Source organism: Craterilacuibacter sp., from assembly GCF_051659485.1.
Classification (GTDB): domain Bacteria; phylum Pseudomonadota; class Gammaproteobacteria; order Burkholderiales; family Chromobacteriaceae; genus Craterilacuibacter.
Genome location: NZ_JBOFOO010000195.1, coordinates 1 through 10,575, shown reverse-complemented (window position 1 = coordinate 10,575; position 10,575 = coordinate 1). Strand labels below are relative to the sequence as shown.

Genomic DNA, 10,575 nt, shown 5'->3' with positions numbered 1-10,575 from the left:
GCAGGGACTTGTCGCCGACAAAGAAGTATTCCTTGCCGTCAAACCGCAGCGCGGTCAGCGCCTGTTTGGCCAGTTGCTGGGCTTGTTGTTCACTGATCTCGCCACGGTTGGCCCGCTGTTCATAGCTGGCAACCAGGCTGATGGCGTTCTCTACCTGACCGCGAATCATGGCGCCACGGTCTTTCATCATCTGTTGGTACTGGCTGAACAGCAGCATGGCACCGAGTGCACAGACCAGTAGCACAATGCTGGCAATCATCACCAGCAGTCTTGTTTTCAGGGAGGTGACTTGCGGCATGGGGGGGCATCCATTTTCATATTATGGATTGAACATATCATGGCCGCTTGTCATGCGAGCAGATCTAAATCAATAAATTTTTATCTATACAAGATGCTACTTTTAAAAAATACATAAAATTAGAGTTGTGTAGCGTGTTTATTCTTGCGCCTGCAGTGCTTGATACAGCGGCAGGCAGGCATCGGCAATGCGGTCGATGCTGGCCTCGCGCAAGGGGGCTAGTACATATGCGGTTTCAAGTCCCACTCAGTATCGATGGTTGCTTCAAGTAGTCATGCTGAAAATCGAGCACACCGCCGCTTGGAAGCCTTCGGCCATGCGTAGATCAATATGGTGCGCGAGGCCCTGCCGGTAAACGGGTACGGATAAATGTGCAAGCCTGATTTCGCCGCAGCGATTTCAGGTTTTTTTCCTATGGTGTGTGCTGCTGTTCATGACTTGCTTTCGTCACGCCGCGCTTGCCTCGCAGATGGCGGGGGGTAAGGGAATAACCTTATTGACATGGGTGTTGACAGTGGCATTTCGTCTCGTCATGATGCGGTCGAATTTTTAATAAAAATGCATTTATAAAAACAAGAGACATCACCAGCACCATGAAAACCAACCTACCGATCACCACGGTCGAGCATGTTCTCGATCCCAAGCGTCCCATTGTCTCCAAGACCGACCTTAAGGGCATGATCAGCTATGTCAACCCGGCCTTTGTCGAAATCAGCGGGTTTACACGCGAAGAGCTGCTGGGGCAGCCGCATAATATGGTGCGCCATCCGGAGATGCCGCCGGAGGCTTTTGCCGATATGTGGCACACGCTGAAGGCCGACCTGCCATGGCGGGGGCTGGTCAAGAACCGTTGCAAGAATGGGGATTTCTATTGGGTCGAGGCCTACGTTACGCCCTTGTTCGAAGATGGGCGTAAGGTTGGCTACCGTTCGGTGCGCAACCTGCCGCAAGCGGCCGAGGTGCGGGAGGCCGAGCGGCTATACGCCGCCATCCGCAACCGGCAGGCGACGCTGCCGCCAACCCGCTATCCGGCCCGGATTTCGATGCGGATCCGCATCGGCCTGCTGGCGGTATTGCCGCTATTACTGGTGGCGGCTGCATCACAGGCCGGGCTGAATGTCTGGCTGGCGGCCGCTCTGGGCGCTCTGCTGGCGGGTGGTCTGGGCGTCTGGTGCTGGCAGGGGCTGCAGCGGCCGGTCACGGCCATCCGTCAGGCGCTGCAGCAGTTGTCGGAGGGGAATTTTCGTTGCGATATCGACACGCGGGCCAGCGCTGAATTCACCGAGCTCTTGATCGGCATGACTTCGATGCAGGTCGGGCTTAGGGCCGTGATTGCGGATGTGGTCTCGGGAGCGGAACAGATCAGGGCGCAGTCGGGCTCTGCGCTGCGCGGAGTGGGCGAGGTGGTCGAGAGCGGGCACAAACAGTCGGACGGTATCGCTTCTGTGGCGGCTGCACTGGAGCAATTATCGGCATCGGTACGCGAAATTCACGAGGCGACCGAGCGCAGTACACAGCATGCAGCCGGAACCCAGTTGCTGGTCGAGCAGGGGCAGGGGGCGATGCAGGCGACACTGGGGGTGACCGAGGCGCTGGTGCCGACGGTGCAGGACGCGCAGCAGCGCATGACGCAACTGGGCGACGACGTCAACGCGGTGAACCAGATTACCCAGATCATCAAGGATATTGCCGACCAGACCAATCTGTTGGCACTCAATGCCGCGATCGAAGCCGCACGCGCCGGGGAGGCAGGCCGCGGCTTTGCCGTGGTGGCAGACGAGGTGCGCAAGCTTGCCGAGCGTACCACCCAGAGTACGGTGGAGATTTCCAGCACGACCAACCGGATTATCGAGCAGACCAGTGCCGCGCTGTCGGCGATGGCGCTCACTTCCGCCAAGGTCGAGGAAAGCAACCGCCTGACCCGCGTCAGCAACACGGCATTCGAAGAGATCAGGCAGGCCGCCGAGGTGGTGTCCAGCTCGGCGCGCGACGTGACGGTGATGCTGGGCCAGCAACGTCAGGCCTCGCAGGAGGTGGCGCAGACCATGGAGCATCTGAGTGCGTTTACCGAGAGTAACGCGCACAGCATGGTGCAGACCGACTACGCCGTCTCTGATTTGCAGCAGGCGGCCGAAGAGATGCGGACGCTGGTTAGCCACTTCGAGCGCAGCCTGTAAGCGCGTCTGGCGCGGCTACCGCGCCTGCAGTGCTTGATACAGTGGCAGGCAGGCATCGGCAATGCGGTCGATGCTGGCCTCGCGCAGAGCGGCTAGGTCGACGGCACGCGCCTGTTTAAGCCCGGCCCAGTCCAGCAGCGCGGCCTGTGCCTCGGGGTGGTCGAACAGGCCGTGCAGATAGCTGCCCAGCACCTGATGGTCGTTCGAGATCGCGCCTTCGGCCGTGCCGTTGATCATGAAGGCCGGCGTTGCCAGTGCCGCCCCCTGTGAGCGCCCCATATGGATTTCGTAGCCGCTAACCGCCGCATCGGCAAAGGTGCAGTGCCCGGCTACATTCTGCAGGCGCTTGTCGCCAGTCAATACCGTTTCCATCATCAGTAAACCCAGCCCGGCACTGCTGCCGGCTTCGCCCTCTAAACCGTCCGGGTCATCAATCTGTGTGCCCAGCATCTGGTAGCCGCCACAGATGCCGATCAGCTTGCCGCCATAGCGCAGGTGGCGGCTGATGGCGCTATCCCAGCCCTGCTTGCGCAAAAAGGCAAGATCGGAACGGGTGTTCTTGCTGCCGGGCAGGATGATCAGGTCGGCCGGCGGCAGTGCGTCTCCGGCTCCGGCAAACACCAGACTCACATCCGGGTGGGCGCGCAGCGCGTCGAAATCGGTATGGTTGCTGATATGCGGCAGGCGCGGCACTACGATGCGGAAATGGCCATCTTGCTGCGCGGTTTCCACCGCATCTTCGGCATCCAGCGTCAGGCCGTGCAGATAGGGCAGCACCGCCAGCACCGGTTTGCCGGTTTGCTGCGTGAGCCACGCGAGGCCGTCGGCGAGCAGGGCGGGGTCGCCGCGAAAACGGTTGATGACGAAGCCTGCGATGCGCGCGCGCTCGCTGTCCGACAAGCAGGCCAGCGTGCCGATCAGGTGGGCGAATACGCCGCCCTTGTCGATATCGGCCACCAGAATGACCGGGCAATCCACTTCTTCGGCAAAGCCCATATTGGCGATGTCGCGCGCCCGCAGATTGACTTCGGCCGGGCTGCCGGCACCCTCGACCATAACCACCTGATATTGCGCGCGCAGGCGCTGGTAAGATTCCAGCACCGCCGCCATCGCACGCGGCTTGTAGTTGTGGTAGTCGCAGGCGTGCATGTCGGCGCGCACCTTGCCGTGGATGATGATCTGCGCGCCGGTGTCGCTGGAGGGCTTGAGCAGCACCGGGTTCATATCGGTATGTGGCGCAAGTCCTGCCGCCACCGCCTGCAAGGCTTGTGCGCGGCCGATTTCACCGCCGTCGGCAGTGACCGCGCTATTGAGCGCCATATTCTGCGGCTTGAACGGTACGACCCTTATGCCATCGCGTGCCAACAGCCGGCATAGTGCCGCCACGACCGTGCTTTTGCCTGCATCCGAGGTGCAGCCTTGCACCATCAGCGTGTGGTAGCGGAAGTTCATGGTGTCTGTGCCTTGCGTGCCTGATCCAGCCTTGTGCATAGCTGGGCCGCACCATCGATAATGCGCGGGCCGGAGCGCGATAGCAGCGAGCTGTCTACGGTATAGAGCTGCTGGCGGCGTGCCGCATTCAGTGTCGGGTAGCGCTTCCACATCTCAAGCTCGGTGCTGCGCCTGTCGTCGCTGCCGGCGATGATTACATCCGGGTTGGCAGCCAGCACGGATTCGGCATTGACGGTGGGCGCGGTGACGGGCAGGTGGCCAAAGACGTTGACCCCGCCGCACAGGCGGATGGCGTCGCTGGCGATATGGCTGTTATTCAGCGTATACAGCGGTTTGTGCCACACCTGATAGAACACCTTGACCGGTTTTTTGCCGCTGTAATGCCGGGTCAGTCTCTCCAGTTTCTGCCGGTAATCCTGCGCGGCGGAATGGGCGACGGCTTCGCTGCCCAACAGGCTACCCAGGCGGGTAATGGCAGCGGGGATGTCGGCCAGTTTTTTCGGTTCGCTGTAAAACAGCGGAATGCCGAGCTTTTTCAGCTGCGCCAACTGGCGCTCGGCATTGCCGTGCAGCCACACCACCAATAGATCAGGCTTGAGCGCGATGATGCGTTCCAGATCCAGCTGGCGGTTATTGCCTATGCGCGGGATGGCTGCCGCAGCTGGCGGGTAGTCGCTGTATTCGACCGCCCCGACAATCGCCTTGCCGCCACCTGCGGCGAACAAGAGTTCGGTTGCGTGCGGTGCGAGGCTGATCACCCTTTGGGCAGGCTGGGCGAGGGTGACGAGGTGGCCGGCGTCATCGGTCGCACTGACGGCGGCGTGGGCTGGCAGTACGAATATGGCCAGCAGGGCAATAAGGTGTTTCATGATTGTGCTTCGCTGTGTCGTGGCAGGGGCGCATCGGCCAGTGCCGTTGCCAGCCGTTGCCAGCTCTCTTCGTTTGGTGGCAGGCCCAGACGGATGCCGCGGGCCGCTTGCGGGAACAGCCGCACCCAGATCTGCTGCTGTGCCATATGCTGGTGAAAGTGTTCGGCCTCTTTATCCGGCCACCAGCGAAACAGCGCCGTGCCCTGGCTATTGATGCCGTGCTGCAACAGCAGTGCGCGCAGGCGCTGTCCGTCGGCCTCTAGTCGCATGCGCATGCCGGCCTGCCAGTCGTGGTCGGCCAGTGCCGCCCTGCCTATGATTTGTGCCGGGCCGCTGACCGACCACGGGCCTAGCAGCGCGCAAAGCCGCTCCAGCAGCGCGGCTTCGGCCGCGACAAAGCCCAGCCTTAAGCCTGCCAGCCCGAAAAACTTGCCCACCGAGCGCAGTACGATCAGCCCGGGCTGTGCCGTGTGTGCAGCTACCGAGCGCGCCGGCAGCATATCGCCGAAGGCCTCGTCCACCACCAGCCAGCCACCGCGTGCGGCTAAGCATTCCGCCCAGCGCAATAGCGTGGCCGGTTCTATATGCTGGCCGGTGGGGTTATTGGGGTTGCAAACGATGACGACATCGCTGTGCGCTATCTGCGTTTCCAGCGTGCTATAGGCAATTTCCTGCACCGCATGGCCGGCAGCGCGCCAGCAGGCCGGATGTTCGGCATAGCCGGGGGCAGCAAAGCTGACGCGGCAGGGCGCACGCAGGCGCGGCAGCGCCTGTATGGCCGCCTGAGTGCCGGCCACGGCCAGCATCTGCGGCGCCGCGTAATAGGCACACGCGGCAGCGAGCAAGGCCGGGTCGTCTTCCGGCAGGCGCTGCCAGACGTCGTCGTTTAGGGCCGGCAGCGGATAGGCATGGGGCGACAGGCCGGCAGACAGATCCAGCCAGTTGTCGCCGCCAAAGCGGGCGATGGCCGCCTTGAGATTGCCGCCGTGTACGATGCGGCTCATGCCAGCTCCGATGCGATGGCGATCAGGGTAAAGATGGCCAGCCATAGCGCACTGCCCTTGGCGATGAGGCGCCATGCGCGTGCCAGATCGGTGGCGCGGGCGTGGCGTCCCTCGCCCAGTAGCGGACGTAGTTCGTCTACGCCGTCGTAACGCGCCTTGCCGCCCAATTCCAGCCCCAGCGCGGCGGCGCCGGCTGCCATCACCGGCCCGGCATTGGGGCTGGGCCAGTGTGGCGCCTGCTCCTTCCAGCTGCGCAGGGCCGGGCGGGTATGGCCGAGCAGGGCATAAGTCAGGGCGGTGAGGCGTGCCGGTATAAAGCCCAGCACATCGTCGCTGCGGGCGGCCAGCCAGCCGAATTCGCCAAAGCGCGCATTGCGGTAGCCCCACATCGCATCCAGGGTATTGGCCAGCCGGAATAGCAGGGCGCCGGGGCCGCCGGCGATGGCAAACCAGAACAGGGTGCCGAAGACGGCATCGCTGCCGTTTTCCAGCAAGGATTCCACCCCGGCCTTGGCCAGATCGCTTTCGCTGGTGTCTTGCGTATCGCGGCTGACAATCCGCGCCGTCAGCTGGCGGGCGCCGGCCAGATCGCCGCCATGCAGGGCGCGGGCGATCGGCGCGGTATGGTCGCGCAGGCTGCGTAGCCCCAGCGCGGCATACAGTAGCAGCGCATGTAGCGGCCAAACCCATGCGCCCCATTGTGATGCTGCCCAGGCGAGCGTGGCTGCCGTCAGCGCCAGTAGCGGCAGCACTGCCAGGCACCAGGCCAGCATGCCGCGGACGCGGCGATGCCGGCCTTGATTCAGGCGTGACTCCAGCGCTGCGGCCAGGCGGCCGAAGCCGGCCAGCGGATGCAAGCGCCGCGGCTCGCCCAGAAGCATGTCCAGCAACAGCCCGGCCAGCATTAAAACCGCCAGCGCGCTCAATGGCAGGGTGCTTAGCATGCTGTTTTTACCATTCGATCGCCGCTTGCGCGCCAATGCCTGCATCATAGGCGTGCTTGACCACCTGCATCTCGGTGACGGTGTCGGCGGCGGCAATCAGCGCGGCCGGTGCGCCGCGTCCGGTAATGATTACATGCTGCATCGGCGGGCGCTTGGCCAGATCGGCCAGCACCATATCCAGATCCAGATAGCCGTATTTGAGCGCAATATTGAGCTCGTCCAGCACGATCAGGCCGATGGCCGGGTCGGCCAGAAAACCGCGTACCAGCTCCCATGCGATACCGGCTTTTTCGATATCGCGTTCGCGGTTCTGTGTGTCCCAGGTGTAGCCCTCGCCCATGGCGTGGAAGCTGACTTCATCGGGGAAGCGGCGCAGGAAGCGCTCTTCGCCGGTGGACATCGCGCCCTTGATGAACTGCACGATGCCGACCTGCATCTCGTGGCCGAGCGCGCGCATCACCATGCCGAAGGCGCTGGAACTCTTGCCCTTGCCATTGCCGGTGTTGACGATCAGCAGGCCCTTCTTGCCGTCGGCCGCCGCGATGTGCTGGTCGATAATGGCTTTTTTGCGCTGCATGCGGGCCTGATGGCGCTGGTTGATGCCGTCTTGTTCTTGGGTCATGGTATGCGCCTTGTTTGGGGGATATAGAGTGTCTGTCCTTCATGGACAATAGCTTGTAGCGGATAGCCCAGACAACGGCCCAGATCGGCAGCGGTCAGTTCGGCAACCGCGCCGGCCTGCCACAGGCCGTTGTCCAGCAGCAAGAGCGCATGGCTGGCATGCTGCAAGGTGAGATTGAGTTCGTGGCTGACCATCACCACCGCCTTGCCCTGCTCTTGTGTCAGGCGGGAGACGAGTTGCAGCAGGGTGATCTGGTGCGCGAGATCCAGTGCGCTGGCCGGCTCGTCCAGCAGCATCAGCGGCGCATCCTGTGCCAGCAGGCCGGCGATGGCGGCACGCTGGCGCTCGCCGCCGGACAGGGTGCGGATATCGCGCTGCGCCAGATGGCCGATATCCAGTTCAGAGAGGGCATCACGTGCGATTTCGAGGTCGGTGGCCGATTCCCAGTAGTTTTGCTGGTGCGGGTGGCGCGCGGCCAGTACCGCATCCAGTACCCGGTAGCCGAAGGCATCGCTACGCCCCTGCGGCAGGTAAGACATGCGCCGGGCGCGCTCGCCGGCTTGCCAGACGGACAGCTCGCGGCCATCCAGCTGGATGTGGCCGCTAGTCGGAGCCTGCAGGCCCACGAGGGTACGCAGCAGTGTGCTTTTGCCGGCGCCGTTGCGCCCGATGATGGCCCAGATCTGGCCGGGGGCGACTTGCCAGTCAAGCGAATCCAGCAGCAGCAAGGGGCCGATTTGTAGCGAGAGTTCGCGGGTACTCAGCATGGGCTGCTCCTGCGTACCTGACGCAGCTGCAACAAAAAGGCCGGTACACCTATCAGTGCGGTGATGACGCCGACCGGCAATTGCTGGGGCGCGACGATGGTGCGCGACAGGGTGTCGGCCAGCACCAGCAGCAAGCCCCCGGCCATGGCAGCGGATGGCAGTAGCAGGCGATGGTCGGGACCCAGTGCGAAACGGCAGGCGTGCGGCACGATCAGGCCGAGAAAGCCGATGCTGCCGGCGTTGGTGACGGCGCTGGCGGTGAGCAGGGCGGCAAAACCGAACAGGCCGTAACGCAATTGGCCGACACGGATGCCCAGGGTGGAGGCCATCTCGCCATGCAGCGCCAGCAGGTTGATGCCGCGGGCCGCGCGCAGGCTGAAAGCCAGTGCCACGGCCAGCGCCAGCCACGGCATCAGCCGCAATTCGCTGCCGGACAGATCGCCTATCAGCCAGAACACCATGCCGCGCAGGCTGCTGTCGGGTGCAATGGACAGCATCAGCGTCACCAGTGCCCCGCAGCCGGAGGCCAGAATCACCCCGGTCAGCAGCAACAAGGGAGAGCTGCCGCCACGGCTGAGTTCGTCCCGTGCCAGCAATAGCAGCAGCAGGCTGATGCCGACCGCGCCGCCAAAAGCCGACAGGTCGACCACCCAGATGCCGGCACCCAGCAGCATGGCCAGCAAGGCACCGGCAGAGGCCCCGCCGGACACGCCCAGTACATAAGGATCGGCCAGCGGATTGCGCAGCAGCGCCTGCATCATCACCCCGGCCAATGCCAGCGATGCACCGGTGACCCATGCCACCAGTGCGCGGTTCAGGCGCAGCTCCAGCAAGGTGCTGGCCAGCGTGGTGTTTTGCCCGGCCATCAGCCCGGACAGGCCCTGCCCCAGCTCGCGGATACCCAGTGGCACCGAACCGATGGCGGCCGACAGCAGCAGGCTGGCCAGCGACAGGGTCGCCAGCAGCAATAAAATAAGGCGGGCGCGTGTGGCGGTCAGCGGCATGGATTAGCGTTGCTGCGGGGAGGATAAGTCATGCCGTATGCCCTGATGCAGGACGCAAGTGCGCCCGGTGTGGTGACAACAGGGAAGCGTGGCCATGGTGCTAGATCGCTAGGCTGAAGACTGGCCGCCCACCGCGGCACTTCCCCTTGAGCCGCCGCGAAGGCGGCGGTCCTGGCTGGTCGGTGTCCGGGCTCTCATCCCCGGCACATCCCCTTCCCGTGAGTGTCTCACCGTGGGTCTTGATGTGCCGCGCCAGGCTGTTGTCAGCCGGCCGGATGCATACCGTTGCGGGGGCAGCACAGCTAGGCATGGATGCGCCTGCTGTTTCCCGATGGGTTCCCGCGCAGGAGAACGCCAGCAAAGAGCGCCGATTTTAGCATGCCGATGCCCTTATCGCGGCGGCTAGTTGTGCCGATAGCGGTCTTGCCCGTATGCACCCCCTAACACCATCGCTATAATGATCCGATTCTGCATTCCCTCTTTTCATATCAGCGATCGCCATGCAAGAACACTACAGCCCACGCGAGCTTGAAGCCGCCGCACAAGACAACTGGAAGGCGAGCCACGCTTTCCGTGCTACCGAAGACACGTCGCGCCCCAAGTACTATGCGCTGTCGATGTTCCCCTATCCGTCGGGCAAGTTGCACATGGGCCATGTGCGCAACTACACCATCACCGACGCGCTGGCGCGCTTTATGCGCTTCAAGGGCTACAACGTGCTGCAGCCCATGGGCTGGGATGCTTTCGGCCTGCCGGCCGAAAATGCCGCGATGAAAAACGGCGGCGCACCGGCGGCGTGGACTTACGCCAATATCGATTACATGAAGACCCAGCTCGACAGCCTGGGCTTTGCCATCGACTGGGAAAGGGAGCTTGCGACCTGCAAGCCGGACTACTACCGCTGGGAACAGTGGCTGTTTACCCGCCTGTTTGAAAAGGGCGTGATCTACAAGAAAAACGGCATCGTGAACTGGGACCCGGTCGACCAGACCGTGCTGGCCAACGAACAGGTGATCGACGGCCGTGGCTGGCGCTCGGATGCGCTGGTGGAAAAGCGTGAAATCCCGATGTACTACTTCGGTATTACCCAGTATGCGGAAGAGCTGCTGGCGGATCTGGATACGCTGGATGGCTGGCCGGAACAGGTCAAGACCATGCAGCGCAACTGGATAGGCAAGAGCTTCGGTGCCGATATCGAGTTTGCCTACGACGAGGCCTCGATCGGTCACGCCGGCAAGCTCAAGGTCTACACCACCCGTCCGGATACGCTGATGGGTGCGACCTATGTTGCCGTTGCCGCCGAACATCCGCTGGCGACGCAGGCTGCTGCCGGTAATCCGGCCATGCAGGGCTTTATCGCCGAATGCAAGGCCGGCTCGGTGGCCGAAGCCGATATGGCGACCATGGAAAAGAAGGGCATGGACACCGGCCTGTTCGT

At 63.1% G+C, this 10,575-nt stretch carries 10 protein-coding genes and 1 riboswitch; of the genes, 2 read left to right on the top strand and 8 right to left on the bottom strand.

All coding sequences use genetic code 11. The annotated features are described in order from the left end of the window. On the bottom strand, positions 1-298 hold a 298-nt coding region (locus ACRC1E_RS07090), incomplete at its 3' end, for a cache domain-containing protein (RefSeq protein WP_438514410.1). Positions 299-891: 593 nt separating this feature from the next. Between ACRC1E_RS07090 and ACRC1E_RS07085 the strand changes: the two genes are divergently transcribed. Continuing rightward, complete coding sequence (locus ACRC1E_RS07085; protein ID WP_438514409.1) at positions 892-2,475, top strand: methyl-accepting chemotaxis protein; 1,584 nt, start codon at positions 892-894, stop codon at positions 2,473-2,475. Positions 2,476-2,490: 15 nt separating this feature from the next. Here ACRC1E_RS07085 and ACRC1E_RS07080 read toward each other — a convergent pair whose 3' ends face one another. From ACRC1E_RS07080 to ACRC1E_RS07050, 7 genes are read right to left on the bottom strand one after another with little or no spacing between them, the layout of a single operon-like run. Continuing rightward, positions 2,491-3,927, bottom strand: coding sequence for a cobyric acid synthase (locus ACRC1E_RS07080; RefSeq protein ID WP_438514408.1), 1,437 nt, complete (start codon positions 3,925-3,927; stop codon positions 2,491-2,493). Further along, entirely contained in the window at positions 3,924-4,796 is an 873-nt protein-coding gene (locus ACRC1E_RS07075; RefSeq protein ID WP_438514407.1) for a cobalamin-binding protein, read from the bottom strand. The genes ACRC1E_RS07080 and ACRC1E_RS07075 overlap by 4 nt, the downstream gene beginning before the upstream one ends. Further along, positions 4,793-5,800 carry a threonine-phosphate decarboxylase CobD gene (gene cobD, locus ACRC1E_RS07070; RefSeq protein ID WP_438514406.1) on the bottom strand — a complete coding sequence of 336 codons (1,008 nt, stop codon included), beginning with the start codon at positions 5,798-5,800 and terminating at the stop codon, positions 4,793-4,795. The genes ACRC1E_RS07075 and cobD overlap by 4 nt, the downstream gene beginning before the upstream one ends. After that, the gene (gene cbiB / locus ACRC1E_RS07065; RefSeq protein ID WP_438514405.1) at positions 5,797-6,744 is read right to left on the bottom strand and encodes an adenosylcobinamide-phosphate synthase CbiB; all 948 of its coding nucleotides are present in this window, start codon (positions 6,742-6,744) and stop codon (positions 5,797-5,799) included. The genes cobD and cbiB overlap by 4 nt, the downstream gene beginning before the upstream one ends. 7 nt (positions 6,745-6,751) lie before the next feature. Further along, positions 6,752-7,366 (bottom strand): cob(I)yrinic acid a,c-diamide adenosyltransferase, encoded by a 615-nt coding sequence (gene cobO / locus ACRC1E_RS07060; RefSeq protein ID WP_438514404.1) that lies wholly within the window; start codon positions 7,364-7,366, stop codon positions 6,752-6,754. Beyond that, a complete protein-coding gene (locus ACRC1E_RS07055) occupies positions 7,363-8,133 on the bottom strand; it encodes an ABC transporter ATP-binding protein (RefSeq protein ID WP_438514403.1) in 771 nt (256 codons plus the stop codon). Before ACRC1E_RS07055 ends, cobO begins: the two co-directional genes overlap by 4 nt. Then, complete coding sequence (locus tag ACRC1E_RS07050) at positions 8,127-9,137, bottom strand: FecCD family ABC transporter permease (RefSeq protein WP_438514402.1); 1,011 nt, start codon at positions 9,135-9,137, stop codon at positions 8,127-8,129. Before ACRC1E_RS07050 ends, ACRC1E_RS07055 begins: the two co-directional genes overlap by 7 nt. Before the next feature lie 160 nt (positions 9,138-9,297). Continuing rightward, positions 9,298-9,511, bottom strand: a riboswitch (cobalamin riboswitch). Between the two features lie 120 nt (positions 9,512-9,631). Here ACRC1E_RS07050 and ACRC1E_RS07045 point away from each other — a divergent pair. Next, the coding region (locus ACRC1E_RS07045) for a class I tRNA ligase family protein (protein ID WP_438514411.1) at positions 9,632-10,575 on the top strand (944 nt) is incomplete at its 3' end.

Coding starts and splice junctions, on each gene's coding strand:
- ACRC1E_RS07085 (WP_438514409.1), top strand. CDS start 892: ATGAAAACCAACCTACCGATCACCACGGTCGAGCATGTTCTCGATCCC.
- ACRC1E_RS07080 (WP_438514408.1), bottom strand. CDS start 3,927: ATGAACTTCCGCTACCACACGCTGATGGTGCAAGGCTGCACCTCGGAT.
- ACRC1E_RS07075 (WP_438514407.1), bottom strand. CDS start 4,796: ATGAAACACCTTATTGCCCTGCTGGCCATATTCGTACTGCCAGCCCAC.
- cobD (WP_438514406.1), bottom strand. CDS start 5,800: ATGAGCCGCATCGTACACGGCGGCAATCTCAAGGCGGCCATCGCCCGC.
- cbiB (WP_438514405.1), bottom strand. CDS start 6,744: ATGCTAAGCACCCTGCCATTGAGCGCGCTGGCGGTTTTAATGCTGGCC.
- cobO (WP_438514404.1), bottom strand. CDS start 7,366: ATGACCCAAGAACAAGACGGCATCAACCAGCGCCATCAGGCCCGCATG.
- ACRC1E_RS07055 (WP_438514403.1), bottom strand. CDS start 8,133: ATGCTGAGTACCCGCGAACTCTCGCTACAAATCGGCCCCTTGCTGCTG.
- ACRC1E_RS07050 (WP_438514402.1), bottom strand. CDS start 9,137: ATGCCGCTGACCGCCACACGCGCCCGCCTTATTTTATTGCTGCTGGCG.